19 protein-coding genes and 1 tRNA gene are annotated in these 18,816 nt (G+C 59.4%); 4 read left to right on the top strand and 16 right to left on the bottom strand.

The features are described 5' to 3' along the window. Window positions 1-41 precede the first annotated feature (41 nt). The 11 genes from trpA to aroA form a co-directional block, all read right to left on the bottom strand. Window positions 42-887 carry a tryptophan synthase subunit alpha gene (trpA, locus tag FHR98_RS01370; RefSeq protein WP_183414830.1) on the bottom strand — a complete coding sequence of 282 codons (846 nt, stop codon included), beginning with the start codon at window positions 885-887 and terminating at the stop codon, window positions 42-44. Window positions 888-912: 25 nt separating this feature from the next. Next, complete coding sequence (trpB, locus tag FHR98_RS01365; RefSeq protein WP_183414829.1) at window positions 913-2,133, bottom strand: tryptophan synthase subunit beta; 1,221 nt, start codon at window positions 2,131-2,133, stop codon at window positions 913-915. Between the two features lie 100 nt (window positions 2,134-2,233). Then, entirely contained in the window at window positions 2,234-2,881 is a 648-nt protein-coding gene (locus tag FHR98_RS01360) for a phosphoribosylanthranilate isomerase (protein WP_183415170.1), read from the bottom strand. A gap of 78 nt (window positions 2,882-2,959) precedes the next feature. Then, complete coding sequence (locus FHR98_RS01355; protein ID WP_183414828.1) at window positions 2,960-3,784, bottom strand: hypothetical protein; 825 nt, start codon at window positions 3,782-3,784, stop codon at window positions 2,960-2,962. Continuing rightward, window positions 3,781-4,503, bottom strand: coding sequence for an orotidine-5'-phosphate decarboxylase (pyrF, locus tag FHR98_RS01350; protein WP_183414827.1), 723 nt, complete (start codon window positions 4,501-4,503; stop codon window positions 3,781-3,783). The genes FHR98_RS01355 and pyrF overlap by 4 nt, the downstream gene beginning before the upstream one ends. A gap of 75 nt (window positions 4,504-4,578) precedes the next feature. After that, a complete protein-coding gene (locus FHR98_RS01345) occupies window positions 4,579-6,333 on the bottom strand; it encodes a tetratricopeptide repeat-containing sulfotransferase family protein (protein WP_183414826.1) in 1,755 nt (584 codons plus the stop codon). 69 nt (window positions 6,334-6,402) lie between these two features. Then, the gene (locus FHR98_RS01340; protein WP_183414825.1) at window positions 6,403-6,762 is read right to left on the bottom strand and encodes a LapA family protein; all 360 of its coding nucleotides are present in this window, start codon (window positions 6,760-6,762) and stop codon (window positions 6,403-6,405) included. Between the two features lie 88 nt (window positions 6,763-6,850). Next, window positions 6,851-7,129 carry an integration host factor subunit beta gene (gene ihfB / locus FHR98_RS01335; protein ID WP_183414824.1) on the bottom strand — a complete coding sequence of 93 codons (279 nt, stop codon included), beginning with the start codon at window positions 7,127-7,129 and terminating at the stop codon, window positions 6,851-6,853. 311 nt (window positions 7,130-7,440) lie between these two features. Further along, on the bottom strand, window positions 7,441-9,273 hold the full coding sequence (gene rpsA, locus FHR98_RS01330) for a 30S ribosomal protein S1 (RefSeq protein ID WP_183414823.1): 1,833 nt from the start codon (window positions 9,271-9,273) through the stop codon (window positions 7,441-7,443). A gap of 148 nt (window positions 9,274-9,421) precedes the next feature. After that, window positions 9,422-10,081: a (d)CMP kinase gene (cmk, locus tag FHR98_RS01325; protein ID WP_183414822.1), complete on the bottom strand. Its 660-nt coding sequence runs from the start codon at window positions 10,079-10,081 to the stop codon at window positions 9,422-9,424. Continuing rightward, entirely contained in the window at window positions 10,081-11,403 is a 1,323-nt protein-coding gene (aroA, locus tag FHR98_RS01320) for a 3-phosphoshikimate 1-carboxyvinyltransferase (RefSeq protein WP_437126608.1), read from the bottom strand. Before aroA ends, cmk begins: the two co-directional genes overlap by 1 nt. A gap of 306 nt (window positions 11,404-11,709) precedes the next feature. Between aroA and FHR98_RS01315 the strand changes: the two genes are divergently transcribed. Together FHR98_RS01315 and FHR98_RS01310 are read left to right on the top strand one after the other, a co-directional pair. Further along, window positions 11,710-12,213, top strand: a complete 504-nt coding sequence (locus FHR98_RS01315; RefSeq protein WP_183414820.1) for a TIGR02300 family protein — start codon at window positions 11,710-11,712, stop codon at window positions 12,211-12,213. A 107-nt stretch (window positions 12,214-12,320) separates the two neighbouring features. Next, window positions 12,321-12,396 (top strand) — tRNA-Ala (locus FHR98_RS01310). Window positions 12,397-12,473: 77 nt separating this feature from the next. On the opposite strand, the gene FHR98_RS01305 is transcribed toward FHR98_RS01310, so the two are convergent. Further along, a complete protein-coding gene (locus FHR98_RS01305) occupies window positions 12,474-14,006 on the bottom strand; it encodes a glycosyltransferase family 87 protein (protein WP_183414819.1) in 1,533 nt (510 codons plus the stop codon). A gap of 263 nt (window positions 14,007-14,269) precedes the next feature. Here FHR98_RS01305 and FHR98_RS01300 point away from each other — a divergent pair, with 263 nt between their 5' ends. Continuing rightward, window positions 14,270-14,722 (top strand): Hsp20 family protein, encoded by a 453-nt coding sequence (locus FHR98_RS01300; RefSeq protein ID WP_183414818.1) that lies wholly within the window; start codon window positions 14,270-14,272, stop codon window positions 14,720-14,722. Window positions 14,723-14,762: 40 nt separating this feature from the next. Beyond that, the gene (locus FHR98_RS01295) at window positions 14,763-14,981 is read left to right on the top strand and encodes a DUF1150 family protein (RefSeq protein WP_183414817.1); all 219 of its coding nucleotides are present in this window, start codon (window positions 14,763-14,765) and stop codon (window positions 14,979-14,981) included. Here FHR98_RS01295 and FHR98_RS01290 read toward each other — a convergent pair. The 4 genes from FHR98_RS01290 to rpoN all read right to left on the bottom strand — a co-directional run bounded on the left by FHR98_RS01290 (window position 14,968) and on the right by rpoN (window position 18,811). Further along, a complete protein-coding gene (locus FHR98_RS01290) occupies window positions 14,968-16,107 on the bottom strand; it encodes an NAD(P)/FAD-dependent oxidoreductase (protein ID WP_183414816.1) in 1,140 nt (379 codons plus the stop codon). The genes FHR98_RS01295 and FHR98_RS01290 overlap by 14 nt on opposite strands. Before the next feature lie 125 nt (window positions 16,108-16,232). Beyond that, a complete protein-coding gene (ptsN, locus tag FHR98_RS01285; RefSeq protein WP_183414815.1) occupies window positions 16,233-16,697 on the bottom strand; it encodes a PTS IIA-like nitrogen regulatory protein PtsN in 465 nt (154 codons plus the stop codon). A 23-nt stretch (window positions 16,698-16,720) separates the two neighbouring features. Beyond that, window positions 16,721-17,320, bottom strand: coding sequence for a ribosome hibernation-promoting factor, HPF/YfiA family (gene hpf, locus FHR98_RS01280; protein ID WP_183414814.1), 600 nt, complete (start codon window positions 17,318-17,320; stop codon window positions 16,721-16,723). Between the two features lie 150 nt (window positions 17,321-17,470). After that, complete coding sequence (gene rpoN, locus FHR98_RS01275; RefSeq protein ID WP_183414813.1) at window positions 17,471-18,811, bottom strand: RNA polymerase factor sigma-54; 1,341 nt, start codon at window positions 18,809-18,811, stop codon at window positions 17,471-17,473. Window positions 18,812-18,816: the final 5 nt, after the last annotated feature.

The following is an 18,816-nucleotide window of genomic DNA, read 5'->3' as shown; positions in this document are numbered from 1 at the left end:
CCCCTTAAAGCCTTTCCGACACCCGGCTTTGCGCTTTTTGTCTACGAACGGCCGGACCGAACGCCTGCGGCCAAACCTTTGACGAAGTCTAGCACAGTATTGATCGTAGCTGGCTGTGCCTTGCCGTCTTCGTCGAGCGTGGCCTTGAGGCAGTCCACCAACGCGGAACCGACAACCGCAGCATCGGCAACGCGGGCTATCTCCCGCGCCTGCTCGGCGGTTTTGATTCCAAAACCAACCGCGACCGGCAGGTCGCTATGCCGCTTCAACCTGGCGACCGCTTCGGCCACATCCGTGGCGGCGGCGGAGTGTGTTCCGGTAATCCCAAGGATCGAGACATAGTAAACAAACCCGCTGGTGTTCTGCATCACCTTTGGCAGGCGCTTCTCGTCGGTTGTCGGCGTTGCCAGCCGGATAAAATTCAAACCGGCTTTTAGCGCCGGAATACAAAGCTCGGCATCCTCTTCAGGAGGAAGGTCGACAATAATAAGACCGTCCACGCCGCTTTCTCTGGCTTCCTTCAAGAAGCGTTCGTTGCCGTAGGCGTAAATCGGATTGTAGTAGCCCATCAGGACCAAAGGCGTTTCCTGATCTTGCTTGCGAAACCCGCGAACCATTTCCAGGGTCTTGGCAAGCGTCATGCCGCCCTTGAGCGCACGCAGGCCGGCAGCCTGAATGGCGGGGCCATCTGCCATAGGATCCGAAAAGGGCATGCCTATTTCAATGACGTCGGCGCCTGCCGCAGGCAGGCCTGCAAGAATGGCAGACGCGGTGTGCAGGTCCGGGTCGCCGGCCGTCATGAACGTCACGAGTCCGCCTCGATTCTCCGCCGCCAGGCTGGCGAAACGTTTGGTCAGGCGTCCGGAATCGGCATGGCTTTCGATCATAGCTGTCTGGCCCCTTTCCTGCGCTCTAGAGCTTAACGCCAAGGTGTTCTGCGACACTGAAGATATCCTTGTCGCCGCGACCGCAGAGATTCATCACCATGATGTGGTCGTTGCTTAGGTCGGGGGCGAGCTTCGAAACCACGGCTAGGGCGTGTGCCGGCTCGAGAGCAGGCAGAATGCCCTCCAACGCAGAACATAGCTTGAAAGCCTCCAGCGCTTCCTGATCGGTGACGGCGAGGTATTTGACGCGCCCTTGTTCATGCAACCAGGAATGCTCGGGCCCGATGCCCGGATAGTCGAGCCCGGCGGAGATCGAATGTGCGTCGAGGATCTGTCCGTCTTCGCTTTGCAGCAAATAGGTTCGGTTGCCGTGCAGAACCCCGGGCCGTCCACCCGTCAGCGACGCGGCGTGCTTGTGCGTCTCCAATCCAAGGCCCGCCGCTTCCACGCCGAACATCTGAACACTCGGGTCGTCAAGGAAGGGATGAAACAGGCCCATGGCATTGGATCCGCCGCCGATCGCTGCGACCAGACTATCAGGCAAGCGGCCCTCACCTTCCTGTTCTTCCAACTGCCAGCGTACCTCCTGCCCGATCACGGACTGGAAATCACGGACCATCGCGGGATAGGGATGCGGACCGGCCACGGTGCCGATGATGTAGAATGTGTCCTCGACGTTTGCGACCCAATCCCGCAGCGCTTCGTTCATGGCATCCTTGAGGGTCCGGGTTCCCGATTTCACAGGAACGACTTCGGCCCCTAGCAACTTCATGCGAAAGACGTTGGGCGCCTGACGCTTGATGTCTTCCTCGCCCATGTAGACGACGCAGGGCAGATCGAAGCGCGCGCAAACGGTGGCCGTGGCCACGCCATGCTGCCCGGCACCGGTTTCAGCAATAATGCGCTTTTTGCCCATGCGCTTGGCGAGCAGCATTTGGCCCAGGCAGTTGTTGATCTTGTGCGCGCCGGTGTGATTGAGCTCATCGCGCTTGAAGTAGACCTTGGCGCCGCCCAGATGGTCGGTCAGTCGCTCGGCGAAATACAAAGGACTGGGCCGCCCGACATAATGCTTGAGGAAGTACTCGAACTCGGCCCAGAACCCGGCGTCGTCCTTGGCGGCCTGATAGGCCTTTTCGACCTCCAAGATCAACGGCATCAAAGTTTCGGCGACGAAACGCCCGCCGAAGATGCCAAAGCGCCCCTGTTCATCGGGGCCGGCGCGGAATGTATTGGGTGAATGAGACATGGTTCTCGAACTTTCCTAGATCACGCGGGCGCACTCTGCCGCAAGACGGTGACCGCTGCAAGACGCAGGCTACCGCCGGTTGCCGATCAAACGGCCGGATTCAAAGCGATCGGGCCTTTTGTAGGAAGAGGGCGATGCGCTCCGGATCCTTCTGCCCGGGTTTTACTTCAACCCCTGACGACACATCAACCGACCTTGCGCCGGAAACCTCAACTGCCTCGGCTAGGTTCTCCGGATTGATGCCGCCTGCCAGCATCCAGGGGCGCGACCAGCTTTTACCCGCCAGGATACGCCAGTCAAAGGCGACGGCATTGCCTCCCGGAAGCGCATCGGCCTTGCCTTTTGGCGCCTTAGCATCGAAGAGCAGCCTGTCGGCCACCGGCAGGTATGCCTCGACGCCCGCGAGGTCTTCGGGAACTGAGATCTTCAGGGCCTTCATGACGGGCCGGCCGTAACGCTCACGAATGTCGGCGACGCGGGCCGGCGATTCATCGCCATGCAATTGAATCATATCCAGCGGAACGGCGCGGGTAATGCTGGCGAGAGTATCATCGTCCGGATCCACAAACAGCCCTACGCAGCCCGCCCGACCCGCAGCATGGCGGGCCAATTCGGCAGCCGTTGCCGGTGTGATCGAGCGGGGGCTGGGTGGATAGAAGACGAAGCCGATGTAACGCGCGCCGCCCTTCAGCGCCGCGTTCACGGAAGCCGCATCCCTAAGACCGCAAATTTTTGCCTCTATAGCCATGGCGCATAGGTAATGCAGCAAACCCCATCCGTCCAGTGGTAGAGAGGGGTTCACAGGCTGATCGACCCAAGCATGGCCCTACTCTGGCGAGACCCAGCCACTGATCTGGCGGAAGGCGACGGAGAGCGTGGAGATGAAGGGCAGCACCATCAAGAGCTGGGCAAATGAAAAAAGTAGGATGACCGAAAGCGGCAAGCCATAAGGCTTGGCCGGATCGTGCCCCAGGGTATCGGCCAACATGGCCGCTACCATCAAGGTGACTAGAACGACGGGAACACTGGTCATCAGCGCCACGATGAAAATGCGGAGTGTCTGGCCTTTGGTCTGGCGCCAGGAATCGCCCAGACCGTAACGCTCGCCCAATGCGCTGGCTGGAAAGACGAAGCAAAGCCTCAAATAGACGGCCGCCGAGGCTGCGAATGCCAATGCCAGAATGATCGGGAAGGCGGCGTCGGCCAGCCCGGAATCGCCCAGCGCTGCGATCAGCAAGGATAGCGGCGTCGTCACCAGGAGTACGGACAGAAAGACGATAAGCCAGACGACCCAGAACCATATATAAAACGCCAAGTAGGGCCGCCCGACGCGCGGAAGCGATCCCGGCGCCTCGCCCAGCAACTGGAATCGGTGCCAAGTCACGGCGGCCAACGTCATCGGCAGAACGGCCAAGGGTAGTGCAAAAAACCGCGCGGGATCGTCGAGTGGCAGGTCTTTCTGCAGCACAGCCAGGAAGCTGGTCAGTAGCGCGGGCAGAAAAAGCGTCCGCAAGACCGCGCCGGGATGCTTGAAGATCGATGCGAAGACGGCCCGAACGGCTGCGCCGATATCCAGGTTTGCAACGGGGCCGGGCGGCGGTCCGGCATGACCTGAGGAACGACTTGAGGGAGCGCCGGGTGACAAACTCATACCGCTTCCAGTTCTGCGCGAATACGTTTGGCCGCGCTGGCGGGGTCGGGGTCACCGGTAATGGGACGCCCTATGACCAGATAATCGGCACCCGCTGCGACGGCTTCCGCCGGTGTCATGACCCTCTTTTGATCACCGCTCGCGGTCCAGGAGGGCCTTATTCCAGGGACGACCAATGCGAAATCCGGACCGCATGCCTTGCGCAGGATTGCGATCTCCTTGGGGCTGCAAACCACGCCGTCAAGACCACTTGCCTTGGCCAACTTGGCCAAGCGGACGACCACCTCCGCGGTGTTGCCTTGCTGACCGATCTCCGCCAGATCGGCATCGTCCAGGCTGGTCAGGACCGTCACGCCCAGCACCAGCGGTCGATCCATCTCCAAATCCTCTGCCGCTTCTCGGGCCGCTTCCGCGGCCGCCTCCATCATCGCGCGGCCCCCCGAGGCATGGACGTTCAGCATTTGCGGATGGAGGTGCAAGGCTGCCCGTACGGCGCTGGCAACCGTGTTCGGGATGTCATGGTATTTCAGGTCCAGAAACAAGGGATGGCTGCCAACGCAAGCGCGCACGCCGTCAGGTCCGTGGCTGGTGAAGAATTCCTTGCCAATCTTGAAACCGCCAACGCTCCCGCGAAGATCGCTGACTAGCGCCGCAGCGCGTTCAAGGTCTTGGGTGTCGAGTGCGACCAATACGCGCTCATGGGGCGTGAGACGGCTCATGCTACTTCTCCAGGCCGGTTGCAGAACTCAATGATGGCGCTTGGGACCCTGGCATGCCCGTCAGGGGAATTGCTGTCAAGCCTCCTCGAGTGTCTCCAGATAAGGCAGCAGCGGGCCGAGGTGCTTTTCGTAACGCTTCCACCGACCGCGGCTTGATTGATAGACGGGTTGGCGGACCTGCCAATGGCTGGCGGTCTTTACCTCGTGCGACGCCTCGTGGTGGCTCAAAACGGCCGGATCCCAGGGCAGATCTAGGAAAGTGAGCAAGCGTCTGGCTTCGCGTTCGGTGTCCTCCACCAATGCTTCGTAATCGAGGTCGAACATCGGCAGGGGCAGCACGTTCTTCCAGTGTGCCATGAGGCGCCGGTAATCCTGATAAGCCGCGCCTAATTCTTCAAGGTCATAGGCGAAGGGTAAGTAGCCACCGAACGACTGGAAAAAGATCGACAGGCAAGTGTCGGCTGGGTCCCGGCGGCAATGTATGATGCGCGCGCCCGGTAGCGCCAGCGCAATCAACCCCAACCTTTGGAAGTTGTGTGGCATCTTATCGATGATTCTCTCGGCCTCAGGTCCGGCCATGGCGACGACATGATCCAGATAAGCGGCGCCAAGCGCTTCGGCCTCCTGCGCCACGAGCGTCAAGGGGTCCTGGGGAGCATGTTTGGCGATCCGGCTCATGGCCCGGGCTTCCCCGACACCGACAACGGACGGATGGGCCGCCAGAATCTGCTCCGCCAAGGTCGTTCCCGAACGCGGCATTCCGACCACGAAGACCGGTCTGCGGTCCATTGCGCCGATACCCTGCTTCGCCTTGAAAAGGGCGGCATCGTAGCGTGCTATCAGTTCTTCGTTCTCGGCGCGCGCCTCATTTCGGTCGTACTGATACTCCGGCCGCCGGAGACGATTGCCCTCCGCATAGAACGCAAAGGCGGAATCATGGTTGCCACAATCGGCTTCTGCTTTACCGAGCGCAAAGGCCAGGGCATGTCTGTCGTCTCCCTCGGGACGCGCATCCTGCCAAAGGCGATGCATTTCCTTTAGCAGAGGATCATCGGCCTTAAATTTCTGTATGTGAGCAATCCGATTGATCGCCGGATAGGTGTGAGGATTAATCGCCAGCGCTTTGCGCAGCAATGTCCCGGCTTCTTCAAAGGCTCCGAACTGCTGGGCAAGGCCGCCGCATTTGGTCAGGAGGCGGGGGTTGTCGCCGAACCGGGCGACGGCTTCCTTGAGCAGCCTCCAGGCGGCTTCATCCTGATCAAGTTCGACCAGCACGTCTGCCAGGCCCTCCCAAGCCGTTGCCAGTGACGGGTCGCCCTGCAGCGCGGTGGTGAAGGCATCGCGGGCCTCCTGGAACTTCTGGAGCTTTAGCAGGCTGTTGCCGAGATTGTTGTTGAGAGCCGGGTGGGCCGGGAAATGCTCGAGGGCCGACCTGAACTGGCGGACGGCCTCTTCATGTTCGCCGCTCTTGCCCAGAAGCTCGCCTAGATTTGCGCGCGCGGCCACAAAGTTTGGGTCAAGGGCAATTGCTTTTTCAAGCTGAACGCGGGCCTTCCCCGTTTGGTCAAGAGCCAGCAGAATTTGCGCCAGGGAACGGCGAAAGGCAGCGTTGCTCGCCTGTACGGCAACGGCTTCCTCCAGAACTTTCAGGCCCTGTTTACTGCGCCCGGTCAGATGCAGAACGGTCCCCAGAAGATGCAGCGCGTCTGGATTTCGGCGGTCCAGCTTGAGCACCTGACGATAGAACCCTTCGGCTTTCTTCAAATCGCCGGCACGCTGTAGAGCCGCGCCCTTTTGTAAGAGGGTTCCAATCTTGCTCTGGTTCATCATGGGCGCAGTTTTAGGCTCCGGATCACGAATGGCGGGTTCTGTTCGGGCGTTGCGGGGAAGCGCCTTCGATCAGGCGCGCAGGCTCGTAGCTTGGGCTTTGGGAAGGGCAGCCGTCGCCGTGGCAGCTGCGGGGCCGGTCGTATCTTGCTCTTGTTCCCGCTTCAGGCGGGCGACCTCGGCATTCAGTGACCGGACTTGCCGCTCTGCTTGGCGCGCCCTTTTACGGCTGGCGCCTGACGAAACCCACATCGCCCCTGCGCCAACCACAAACCCAAGAATAAGCGCCAGTATCATGACCAGATACAGTGGACCGGATAACGATAACTCAAGCGGCCAGACATCGATCTCTACGACCTGACGGTTCGATAGCACAAAGACCACGATAAGTATCGTGACCGGAATGGTTATGATCCAGGATATCCGCTTCACCCTAGGCTTTCCCGCTTCAACTCAATGACGCCCAAAGCTAGCAGGCGAGCAGCGTCTTGGGTAGAGCCCTTACCAGAAACCGCTTTTACTAATCGTTCAAAAGTTCGCGGAGCTGTTTGCCTGTCTTGAAGTAGGGCACGGCCTTGGCATCGACCTTAACCTTGTCTCCGGTGCGCGGGTTGCGGCCAATACGTGAGTCACGTTGCTTGATCGAGAACGCCCCGAATCCTCGCAATTCGACGCGGTCGCCGCGTGTCAAAGCTTGGGTGATTTCCTCGAAAATAGTATTGACGATGCGCTCAACGTCGCGGTGGTACAAATGCGGGTTCATTTCCGCGATACGCTGAATCAGTTCCGATTTCGTCATGCTGGCGTCTCCCCTGCCAGGTGCCGCCCGATGACGGGCGTGCCTCCCTTGATTCCCTTATTATCGGCTTATCTGGAACGGCCCCCAAAATCCGCTCCAACAAAGCTTATTCAGCGACGCTGCCAGAGCGGAGCCGCACAGTCAACCCTAAGTACTTCTTTTGGAAGGATTTTCCCAAAATACAACGTTGTTTCTCCGATATCGTGGCTCCTATGGAACAGGTAAAGAAAAGGCCCCGTTCCATCGCTGGAAGGGGGCCTGATCTTCAACGGTACATCACAGCGCCGGATGTAACCCGGTCGCCGTATGCCTTAGGCGTCGTTCTCGTCCTCGCCTTCGGCTTTCTCATCAGCCTTATCGTCAGCTGCGTCATCGGCCTTCTTGGCCTTCGTTGCGGCTTTCTTCGGCTTTGCGGCGGCCTTCTTCGGCTCTGCCTTTTCTTCGGCACCCTGCTTGGCCTGTGACAGAGCGGCCCCGAGGATTTCGCCCAGGGAAGCGCCGGAATCGCTGGACCCGTAGGTGTCCATCGCTTCCTTCTCTTCCTCAATCTCACGCGCTTTGATCGACAGCGAGAGCTTGCGGCTCTTGCGGTCCACGTTGGTGATCTTGGCATCGACCTTCTCGCCAACGGCGAAGCGGTCGGGGCGCTGATCGCTACGGTCGCGTGCCAGGTCGGCCTTACGGATGAAGCCGACGGCTCCATCTGCGATGGCAACCTCGACACCGGCGTCGTTCACTTCGGTAACCGTGCAGGTGACGACATCGCCTTTCTTGACGCCTTCGACGGCGCTTGCGAAAGGATCGCTCTCAAGCTGCTTGATTCCGAGGCTGATCCGCTCCTTGGTGACGTCGACGTCCAGGATCTTGACCTTGACCATTTCTGCCTTGGTGAAGTCCTGAATGGCGTCTTCGCCGGACTTTTCCCATGACAGATCGGAAAGGTGCACCATGCCGTCGATGTCGCCGGGAAGGCCCACGAACAAACCGAACTCGGTGATGTTCTTGATCTCGCCTTCGAGTTCCGTGCCGACCGGGAAGTTGTCCTGGAAGGACTCCCATGGATTGTCCATGGTTTGCTTCAGGCCAAGGCTGATACGGCGCTTCTGCTCGTCCACGTCAAGCACCATCACTTCGACCTCCTGTGAGGTGGAAACGATCTTGCCTGGGTGGATATTCTTCTTGGTCCAGCTCATCTCGGAGACGTGCACAAGACCTTCGATTCCGGGCTCCAGCTCCACAAAGGCACCGTAGTCGGTGATGTTCGTGACGCGGCCGACGAACTTCGTTCCGACCGGGTACTTCGCGGCAACGCCTTCCCAGGGATCAGCCTCAAGCTGCTTCATGCCCAAGCTGATACGCTGTGTTTCGGAATTGAAGCGAATGACCTGAACATCGACGGACTGGCCGATGGCCAGGACCTCGGAAGGATGGTTGATACGCTTCCAGGAAATATCCGTGACGTGCAACAGACCGTCGACGCCGCCCAGATCAACGAAGGCGCCGTAGTCGGTGATGTTCTTGACCACGCCCTGCAGGACCTGGCCTTCCTGAAGATTGGAAACAACCTCGGCGCGCTGCTCGGCGCGGGTCTCTTCCAACACGGCGCGGCGTGACACGACGATATTGCCGCGGCTGCGGTCCATCTTGAGAATCTGGAACGGTTGCGGCGTGCCCATTAGGGGGCCGACATCGCGCACCGGGCGGATATCAACTTGGCTGCCAGGCAAAAAGGCCACGGCGCCGCCCAGGTCGACGGTGAAACCGCCCTTGACCCGGCCAAAGATTGCGCCGGTGACGCGCTCGGCGGCCTCAAAAGCCTTCTCGAGTTGGTTCCATGACTCTTCCCGGCGGGCCTTCTCACGACTCAGCATGGCTTCGCCGTTGCGGTTTTCCATGCGTTCGAGATAAACCTCGACCTCGTCGCCAGGCTTTAACTCGGCCTGCTTTCCGGGGCTGCTGAATTCCTTGAGCGCGACCCGGCCTTCCGATTTCAGGCCGACGTCAACCAGAACGTCGTCGCCTTCAATGGAAATGACGGTCCCGCGCAGCACGCTGCCTTCCAGGCGCTCGGTCTCACCGAGGCTCTCGTTGAGCAGTGCTGCAAAATCTTCTTTTTTGGAGGTGTCGCTTGCAGTGTTGGCCATTGTGAAATGGCTCCTTTTGGAACAAATCGCAACTATTCGGGCCTACCGGTTTTTCCGGCGGTCTTCCCGGCTTCGTTCCCGCAAAGGCTTTTGCGGGGGGAACGGTCGGGCGGTCGATCGAACAGCTAACGCGTTACGGAACCCTTTCCTATGTCCTTCGTGCCGGCTCGCGGGGTTCCATGCGCGAGAGCACAACAGCAAGAGCCTTTTCAAAAACGGCCTCTATGCTGAGATCGGTCGTATCGAGAAGAACGGCATCTTCGGCTGCGACAAGCGGAGCAGCGGATCTTTCGCTATCCCGGCGGTCGCGTTCACGCATTTCTTCCAGAACGCGGGCGTATATAGCCTTCTCGCCGCGATCTAGCAACTCTTTATGGCGTCGGCGCGCACGTTCTTCTGCGCTCGCCGTCAGGAAAAGCTTGGCTTCGGCCTCCGGGCAGACCACCGTGCCAATGTCCCGGCCATCTAAAACCGCACCTTCCTTATTCCCTGGCGGCAGGGTGGCGAAGCTTCGTTGAAAGTCGAGCAGAGCTTGGCGCACGGGAATAAGAGCCGCGACTTTACTGGCGCCTTGCGACGTGGTTTCGCTGCGTAGGTCCGCGCGTGCCATGTCCGCGGGAACCAAAGCACGAGCGACGGCCGTAGCGGTCTTCTCGTCTGCTGGATTGCCACCTTCGCTCAACACACGCGAAGCGACGGCGCGATAGAGCGCGCCGGTATCGAGATAGGCAAAGTTCAATCGTTCGGCAAGCCGCCGCGCCAAGGTGCCCTTGCCCGCACCGGACGGACCATCAACCGCGACGATCATCAAGGGGCTCCCGTGGTGATCCGGGCACCGAGATTGTTCATCAGATCAACGAACCCGGGAAAGGAGGTGTCGATTGGCGATCCATCGTCGATACGGACCCCTTTTTCACTAATTGACCCAAGCACGAGAAAGCTCATGGCGATACGGTGATCGAGTTCCGCTTCGATAAGGGCGCCGCCGGTCACGGACCCACCGGTCCCGACGACCGTGAGCCAATCCTCGCCCTCTTCCGTCGTAACGCCGCAGGCCTCCAGGCCTCGCGCCATGACAGCCAGGCGGTCGCTTTCCTTGACCCGCAGTTCGCCCAGCCCCTGCATCTCCGTACGCCCCTCGGCGGCAGCGGCGGCAACTGCCAGGATAGGGTACTCGTCAATCATGGACGCGGCCCTTTCGGCAGGAACGCAAATTCCTTGTAGCTTGGAGGCGCGGACCAGCAGGTCGGCCACCGGCTCTCCAGCCGCATCACGCAGATTCTCGATAGTGATGTCGCCGCCCATTTCACGAAGAACCTCGATCAGGCCGATGCGCTGCGGATTCATGCCGACGTTCGGCAGCCGCACTTCCGACCCTGGGAGTAAAAGTGCTGCCACCAAAGGAAAGGCGGCGGAGGAAGGATCCGCAGGCACCGCCACAGAACAGCCTTTCAACTCCGCCTGACCGACGAGCGTGATTCGGGTCCCGTTATCACCTGGCTCAACGGTAAGCTCGGCGCCGAAGGCGCGCAGCATACGCTCGCTGTGATCGCGCGTCGGCGTGGTTTCGATGACGCTGGTGTTACCTGCAGTATTCAGACCCGCGAACAAAATTGCCGATTTGACTTGTGCCGAGGGTACGGGAAGCGTGTATTCCACCGGAATCAAGGCGTCGCTACCGATCACCGTCATCGGCAGTCTGCCGCCTTCGCGCGTTTGGAATTCGCCGCCCATAGCCCGCAGCGGCTCGATGACGCGCCCCATGGGCCGCTTGCAAAGAGAAGCGTCGCCGGTGACGACGGCGGTCAGTGGATGGCTTGCAAGGATGCCGGATAACAACCGCGCCGACGTGCCTGAATTACCGAGATCCAACACACTCGAAGGCTCACGCAGGGATCCCACGCCCCTACCCAGAATGCGCCAGCTACCATCGGCTTGCCGCTCGACAATCGCACCCAGTTCACGCATGGCCGCCGCTGTCGCCATGACGTCCTCGCCTTCGAGCAGGCCTGTCACCGTGGTTTCCCCCAGAGCCAAGCCACCCAGCATTAGCGCCCGGTGTGATATTGATTTGTCACCCGGCACACGTGCGTCACCCTTCAAAGCTCCTGCAGGCGCCGCGTTCAACATCGTCATTTCCCGTCAAGCCTTCCTGGCAGGCGTCCCCGCCGCATTCATGGAAAGGATGGGCCGTCTAAAGCCTTGATTTAAGCGCTACCACGCTCCCGACCTCTGGCCGGCAAGCTGTACCCGGAAAACGCCAATCCGACAAGCTGCCCGCGACAGGTTGTGCGGAAGGATGGATTTATCTTTTGACAGCCGACGGAGATCATGGCAATTGGCCAAACTATCCGGGGCGTAAAACCGCTGGCAGCGATTGCCGGCCAAGCCGTGTCGGGAGCGTTCAAAAGAGACTGAGTTAAGGAGGGTATCCTCGTGGCGAAAGCAGATTGGGGAACCAAGCGAGTGTGTCAGTCGTGTGGCACCAAATACTACGACTTCAGCAAGACGCCAATCGTCTGCCCCAAATGTGAAACGGAGTTTGATCCCGACGCGTTCTTGCGCGCGCGCAGAGTCAAGCCGTCGACACCCCCGAAACCGAAGGTAAAACCGAAGGTGAAGGATCTCGACGACGAAGAATCGGATGAGATCGATGATCTCGAGGATGACGAGGACGAAGGCGACCTTTCTTTGGATGAGCTCGCGGAAGAAGAGCTCGACGACGATATCGCGGACGAGGACGAGGATGATGTCGAGGGCGGCGGTAAGTTGAAACCGACCCTGGACGCCGAAGATCCGGTCGATGACGAAGACGACGAGCTGGATGATGGCGATCTCGACGACGACGACGACCTCTTGGCCGACGCCGACGAGCTCGACGACGGCGACCTCGAAGATGATCTGGACATCGATCTGGATGATGAGAAAGAGGAACGATGAGCCCGCAGACGCTCGCCGGAATTTTTTCGCTTGAAGTGCGGCCTCACGCCCACTAGTTTCCGTTTCTCCCAACCTGCGGACCCCCGGTTCGCAGGCGTGAACCATAGGGGGCTGTAGCTCAGTTGGGAGAGCGCTACAATGGCATTGTAGAGGTCGTCGGTTCGATCCCGTCCAGCTCCACCATCAAAACCCCCGGGCCAAACCCGGGGGTTTTGTTGTCTCTGAAACGCTCCGGGCGCACGGCCGGATTGCTCGGTGGGTTATGGCAATGCCAACTTGCCGGACGTTGGAGGCGTCGAACCTCGCGTATCCCGGCCATCGGATTCTATGATTTCGTCATCACTGCTTTGCTCATCACTCTGATCTGCGGCGCCAGTATCCTGTGACGAGGGCGGTTCAAGTTCTTTGCTCTTGGACAGATGCCGGCTGCGACGAAGCAAAGCCGAGGCTTCGCGTTGACACAGCCCAGCGATCGTCACTGCAAGGATGATCAGGGCGTAGGTGTCGAATGCCGGATAGCCGAACCACTGGATCAGGCTGTCGTTGTTTTCAGCGCGCAGCACGGGATAAGGCATCGCACAAAGTATCCAGGCAAGCAGGATACGCTCTCGCCAGCGCCAATCGCGCGGTCGGCGGGCGCAGGCCTCCAAACCGATACAGAAAGCCGGTAGCAGGAGAACGAAATTATGGAGCCATCCGAGCGGCGACAACAAAAGCGCCAAAGGTAGGCACAGCGCGAAACCCTGGTCGAAGATAGGTACCGCGCGCTCCGTACCAAGTTTCTGTTCGATCGAAGTGACCATGCGACCGAACTTCCACAAGGCCCGAACGGCAAAGATTGTTGCGGCGAGAATCAGTAATGGCGTCAACCAGGCGACCTCAATCAGCGGCGCGTTGGCGGAGTTTCCAAATAGGGGTGCTAGAAAGCCCACCAAGGACCCGTTCCAACCCGCCCCAAACCAATTCACCGCACCGAGTGCCGTAAAATAACCCTGCAGCACGGCGATATCGATGATGACAGCAGGGATAAACAGCCCAACAAGCGTGGCCAGTATCGCGGTTGCCAGGATGCGCAGGCGACCTAGTGAAAGCAGATAGAATGCAAGGACAATGAGTGCGGGCATTAGCGATACGGCTAGACCGAGCGCAAATCCAGCACGCTCGTCGCGGCCATCGCGGGCCCAGCCCCAACCCAGCGTCAAGAACAGCAGGGTGACGAAACCAGTTTGTCCGATGACCAGGGATACCCACGTTGGATAGAAGAAAATCGTCGCCGAGAGCAACAACGCAAAGCGGTGCGGCCCGGCTTGTAGGTTGGTATCGGTATGAAATCCCCCGAGACGCTCTTCAATCAGCAATAAGCTCGCTATGCCCGCCAGAACGGAAATGGCGACCCAGATCAGGAATGCCGTCGCCGCCTCAAGGTGTACGAAAGGCGCTAGGAGCAGGAGCACCGTTGGAGATTCCAAGGTCTCATGCCGACCGGCTGTCGTGCGCGAAATGCTGGTGATTTGTTGGAGGTACTCTGCTTCGGCCAGGGGCGCGCTGTAAGGGTCCTGACCGGCAAGCATCTGTGTGCTGGCCAGGGTAAGGCGCATAAAGTCCGTGGTCCAAGGGGCCTGCAGGCTCGATTGCAGCGACGCGACGTAACCCCAGGCCGCAATTACCGTAAACATACCTACGATCAGGTAAAGAAATGGCCGTCGCGCGGTGGCCACTTCCGCCATCCGGGCTCGCTTACGGCTATCCTGACGTCCAGTAAGCACGATCACGGCTTGTTCTGGCTCCTCCATTTGCCGGCCCCCACCCCCTAATTCTGATGGGTTTTTGCCGATCTATAGAATTAGTCCAAGATTTCTAACAAAAGCTTAACAATGCCAATTTGAGGGCAATCGGATCGGACCTTGACCCGTTTAACCGGCTTCACCATCTCTTATTAGTCACCGCCGGTATGGGGTGACAATCGGTTGCTGCGTAGCGGACGTTGGTGCGTCGCCATAATCGTCAGAGCCGATCGGACCCACATCCTTGCTCATGCGGAGGAGGATTTTAGACTATGTCGCGCTTATCCTTATTTAATAGCCCGTTGTTGCTGGGATTCGACGAGTTCGAGCGCACACTGGACCGCATCAGCAAGGCGGCCGGGGACGGGTATCCGCCCTACAACGTAGAACAGGTTGGCGAACATCGACTTCGCATAACGCTGGCCGTTGCCGGATTCCAGCCGGATGAACTGTCAGTCCAGATAGAGGACAAACAGCTTGTGATCCGTGGAAAGCAATCAGATGACCAGGAGCGCATCTATCTGCATCGCGGAATTGCCGCTAGGCAGTTCCAACGCAATTTTGTTCTGGCCGAGGGGATAGAGGTTACGGGCGCCACGCTCGATAGCGGGTTGTTGCACGTAGAACTGTTGCGCCCATTGAGCGAGCCCGAGGTCAAAACCATCGAAATCAAGTCGAATCCGAAGACCAAGCCGCAGACGATCACCGGCAAGGCAGCGGAATGAGCGAGCGCTCACGAAGACGGCTAAAAAAGGAGCGTGAGATATGAGAATGCAATCGGAAGCCAAGCCAACCATGTCGCAGCACGAGCTTGCCACCCTTGGGCTTGAGTTTATTGCTTACATGAAGCCGGTGGTGGTCGAAGGGCAGCCGTTGGTTGCCATTCACTCCGCCAATGGGGAAATGGTTGGTCTTGTACCCACGCGCGAAGCGGCGTCCTTGGCAATTCGGGAGAACGAACTGGAGCCGGTTAGCGTTCACTGACTGGATCGAGAAAGGATCCCAGTCCGGTAAGCTTCGGCAATCCCAGGCGCTTGTGAAAATAGATTTGCCGCGCCAGCCAAACGAACGGCGGCGTTTCGAGCAGCAGATTCTGCGCCAGATCAGGCGGTGCCCGGTCTGCGATGAGACGCAAAAGGCGTTTGAAGGTAAAATTGGATAGGCGCCGCGCCATTATGCGTGACGGCTCGAGCCCTCCATCTTCGAGGTAATCGGCGACCGCCATTCCGGCTTGCCGCCCGCTGTCTAAGGCGAGATGTATGCCGCCTCCCGTGAGCGGCGACACCCAGCCCGCCGCGTCGCCGATCAGCATGACTTGTTTTGCCGCGAAAGGCGAAATGGGGCCGCCAGTTGGAATGATACCGGCGCGGCGGCCCACGGTCTTGGCTTGTGAAACATCGGCAAGGCTCTCAAGTTTTCTCATGATAAGACCCCAACGGTCTCGCGGCCGTTGCCCCCGTGGATCGCGAAAGGCCATTCCCACTTGCGTGACGCCGCCTACACCAGGTACGGCCCAGGCGATGTATCCTGGTGCTAGCCGGCGGTCCAGAAAGCAATGGAGAGCATCATCACCGATGCCGCTCAGGCCAGAAACATGAAGCTCCATGCCGGTGAGCCAGCGGCGGTTCCGAGCGAGGCCGAAGGCTTTGGCAACCTGCGAGCGGGCGCCGTCGGCCCCCAAAAGATAACGGCAGGTGAGCGGTATCTCGCCTTCAACAAGCAGGCCGCCGCCTTGGTATCGCGCTGTTTCGAACACGCGGCCGGGAATAATATCAACCCCGCCGTCCCGGGTGCGCTGGGCCATCCAGCGTAACAGGGCGCCGGTTTCGGTGGTCAGAAAGTAGTAGCCCGGTGCCGATAGCGCCAGTCGCTTCATGTTGGGGGCATAGAGAAGAACGTCGTGAATCTTATGAACCAGTTGTGCGGGCGGGCACAGCAGTTCAGCGGCCTCCTTCACCAGAATTCCGGTGGTGTGAGGTCGCGCACCCGGTTCTTTCTGCTTTTCGAGAACGGCTACCTGCAGTCCACGTTGAGCCAACGCCCGGGCGGCCGAAAGCCCGGCGAAGCTGGCGCCAACAACAATCACATCATAGTCTCGACGTCTTTTCATGGATAAACCTGCCTCGCGTCCTTTGGAAAGGGCGCAAGGTTGGCAGGTGTGTGTGTCGTCAAGAAGGTCGGCTTATGGCTAAACCGGGACGCGATCTTTTCGTGCTGCTACCGGCGTTGACGAAGCTAGGCGGCTTCGCTGCCTTCGGGCTGTGACAGGATCGCGAAAAGGCCATCACTGGAATCGGCTCCACGCATCTTCTCGCAAGTGCCCCTGTCGCGTAAGATCCGGCTGACCCTGGCGAGGGCCTTCAAGTGATCGGCGCCAGCGGTTTCCGGTGCGAGCAACACACAGATCAGATCGACAGGCTGTTCATCGATCGAATCAAAGTCGATCGGCTGCTCCAATCTGGCGAACAAAGCGTAAAGACGATCGAGATCGGGAAGCTTGCCATGCGGGATGGCAATGCCGTTTCCGACGCCCGTTGTCCCTAAGCGCTCGCGCTCTGTCAAAACTTCAAAAATCGCCCGTTCGGGGCGCCCTGTAAGCTGTGCCGCGCGTTTTGCAAGCTCTTGCAGGGCTTGCTTTTTGCTGCTCACGCGCAGGTTGCAGATTACACTATCGGGGCCAATCAGCTCAGTGAGCTCCATGGTTCGCGCCTTTGCTATAAAGGTTATTTCGAGCCATTTCCCTGTGGGTCGATCCATCCGATGTTTCCGTCTTCACGGCGGTGGACCATATTCAGACCCCCATGGCTGCTGTTGCGGAATAAAAGAGCGCCCAAATCACCCAGATCCAAACGCATTACCGCCTGACTCACGGTCAAGGTCGGAACTTCCGTCGTCATTTCGGCGACAACCAGCGGCAAATCCTCTGCCACCTCGTCGCTACCGTTCGTTCCGATAGACTCCTCGGCCTCGTCGCCAAGAAGAATGTAGTGCTGCGCCTGCAGCGTTTCCGTTGCTTCGCGATCCGTTCGACGATGGTCGCGCAGCCGCCGTTTGTGGCGCCGCAGGCGTTTGGCCAAGTGCTCAGCCGCCGCATCGAAGGCGGCGTAAGGCTGATCAGCCTCGGCCGTACCGATCGCATCGACCTCGTGACCAATATGCGCGGAGATGGTCACCTTGAAGAGGTGTGCCTCGCGGGAGATGGTCACCGCAGCTTCGATTGCGTCACCGAAGTACTTGTCGAGAATAGTGTCTAGCGCCTCCTCGACGTGCTTGCGAAAAGCATCGCTCACATCGACATGACGGCCCTGTACAGAGACTTGCATGACGTTTCCGGATTGTGGTGTTTGGCTCTCAGCAAATGAGGGTTCCAATGCTCCCCCTCCAAACGAGGCCGCGAACATAGGGGCGACCTTTCGATGAGTCAATACTAAGCGCTGACTGACCCCTCTGGTCAAGCCACAGTGCTCGATTCTTTACGATTGAGTTGTTCTCATCCTCTTCTCCCTTCGCCGCTGGGGCGCGCTTGGAATCCGCAGTAACTCTCGATATTTGGCAACGGTACGCCGTGAGATCAAGATACCGTCAGCACACAAGTGCTCGGTGATGGCGGCATCAGAAAGAACGCCATCGGGTCGTTCTTCCTCGACCAATCGCCGTAGCCGCGCCCGGACTGCTGTCGCTGAGATCGTCTCACCCTCGCTTTTTAGCCGTGCGGAGAAAAAGAAGCGGAGATCGAACAATCCCTGCGGTGTCTCAACGGTTTTGTCGGCGACGGAGCGGCTGACGGTTGATTCGTGAAGCGCGAGGACACCGGCAATCTCCTTCAAGGTCAAGGGTTGGAGGACCTCAGGGCCTTGATCCAGGAAGAGGGCTTGCCGTTGGAAGATAGCTTCCGCGACGCGCATCAGCGTCCGCATTCGCTGATCCAGCGCGCGGGTCAGCCATCGGGCATGGCGCAAGCGCTCGGCTAGATAGTCCTTGTCCCGGCGTCGCTGCGCCGCGCTTCTGATCTCGCGTACGTAGCTTTCGTCAAGCAGCACGCGCGGCAATACGGCGTCATTCACCCTGATCTGCCAAACTCCGTTGAGCCGTTCGACCAATAGATCAGGCGGCGGCGTAAAGCGCTGCGGCGGCTCAAAATCACTCAAGGGTTTCGGGTTCAAGCGCCGAAGCGCCGTGATGAGTGGCTTCAGCGCCGAAGTATCGAGGCCGCAAGTTTTTTCCAGGGCCTCGTAATCGCGTTTCGCCAGGAGGGAAAGGTTATCCAGCAATCTATCGGCGGCTGGCGACCAGTCGTCTCGCTCCTGCCATTGAAGGCGTAGGCACTCACCCAGATCGCGCGCGAAAACACCGGTGGGTTCTAGTTTTTGCAGGCGGCTCAATACACTTTCTACGTGCTTTGGCGTGCAAGAAAGATGGGTCGATGTGGCTCGCCAGTCCGGCATCAGGTACCCGCGTTCATCCAGGAGCGTCATAAGGTGAAACGCTATGGCGCTATCCCGTGATTCGCTGAACGAAAGCCTGATCTGTTGGGTCAGGTGGCCGTAGAGCGTAGGCGTGTCGGCAGCATTATCTTGCCAGTTGGAGGTATCTTGCGTCTGCCCGCCCCACGATTCCCGACGTGTGCCGCCGCCGCTTGATCGTTTTGGCAGAGCCTGGCGGAGAAAGGGGTTCCCCTCAACTTGGGCCGCGACAAAACCGGCGATCTCGAGGTTGTTCATGCGCAGCAACTCGACCGATTGGCGCATGCGGGGCGTCATTGCAAGCTGCTGACGCTGGCCTTGGGTGAGTGAAAGGGATTGGCGCGTCGCCATTCCGG

The sequence above is a fragment of the Limibacillus halophilus genome (genome assembly GCF_014191775.1).
GTDB lineage: Bacteria > Pseudomonadota > Alphaproteobacteria > Kiloniellales > CECT-8803 > Limibacillus > Limibacillus halophilus.
Note: the sequence above shows the minus strand (reverse complement) of the source record. Positions and strands in the feature narration are given on the sequence as shown.

Excerpts from the sequence above, each read along its gene's own strand:
- FHR98_RS01360 (WP_183415170.1), bottom strand. The coding sequence starts at position 2,881 with ATGGCTATAGAGGCAAAAATTTGCGGTCTTAGGGATGCGGCTTCCGTG.
- FHR98_RS01300 (WP_183414818.1), top strand. The coding sequence starts at position 14,270 with ATGTCGCGCTTATCCTTATTTAATAGCCCGTTGTTGCTGGGATTCGAC.
- aroA (WP_437126608.1), bottom strand. The coding sequence starts at position 11,403 with ATGTTGAACGCGGCGCCTGCAGGAGCTTTGAAGGGTGACGCACGTGTG.
- cmk (WP_183414822.1), bottom strand. The coding sequence starts at position 10,081 with ATGATCGTCGCGGTTGATGGTCCGTCCGGTGCGGGCAAGGGCACCTTG.
- trpB (WP_183414829.1), bottom strand. The coding sequence starts at position 2,133 with ATGTCTCATTCACCCAATACATTCCGCGCCGGCCCCGATGAACAGGGG.
- rpsA (WP_183414823.1), bottom strand. The coding sequence starts at position 9,273 with ATGGCCAACACTGCAAGCGACACCTCCAAAAAAGAAGATTTTGCAGCA.
- FHR98_RS01305 (WP_183414819.1), bottom strand. The coding sequence starts at position 14,006 with ATGGAGGAGCCAGAACAAGCCGTGATCGTGCTTACTGGACGTCAGGAT.
- trpA (WP_183414830.1), bottom strand. The coding sequence starts at position 887 with ATGATCGAAAGCCATGCCGATTCCGGACGCCTGACCAAACGTTTCGCC.
- hpf (WP_183414814.1), bottom strand. The coding sequence starts at position 17,320 with ATGCAAGTCTCTGTACAGGGCCGTCATGTCGATGTGAGCGATGCTTTT.
- FHR98_RS01290 (WP_183414816.1), bottom strand. The coding sequence starts at position 16,107 with ATGAAAAGACGTCGAGACTATGATGTGATTGTTGTTGGCGCCAGCTTC.
- FHR98_RS01345 (WP_183414826.1), bottom strand. The coding sequence starts at position 6,333 with ATGATGAACCAGAGCAAGATTGGAACCCTCTTACAAAAGGGCGCGGCT.
- ihfB (WP_183414824.1), bottom strand. The coding sequence starts at position 7,129 with ATGACGAAATCGGAACTGATTCAGCGTATCGCGGAAATGAACCCGCAT.
- rpoN (WP_183414813.1), bottom strand. The coding sequence starts at position 18,811 with ATGGCGACGCGCCAATCCCTTTCACTCACCCAAGGCCAGCGTCAGCAG.
- ptsN (WP_183414815.1), bottom strand. The coding sequence starts at position 16,697 with ATGGAGCTCACTGAGCTGATTGGCCCCGATAGTGTAATCTGCAACCTG.
- FHR98_RS01295 (WP_183414817.1), top strand. The coding sequence starts at position 14,763 with ATGAGAATGCAATCGGAAGCCAAGCCAACCATGTCGCAGCACGAGCTT.
- pyrF (WP_183414827.1), bottom strand. The coding sequence starts at position 4,503 with ATGAGCCGTCTCACGCCCCATGAGCGCGTATTGGTCGCACTCGACACC.
- FHR98_RS01355 (WP_183414828.1), bottom strand. The coding sequence starts at position 3,784 with ATGAGTTTGTCACCCGGCGCTCCCTCAAGTCGTTCCTCAGGTCATGCC.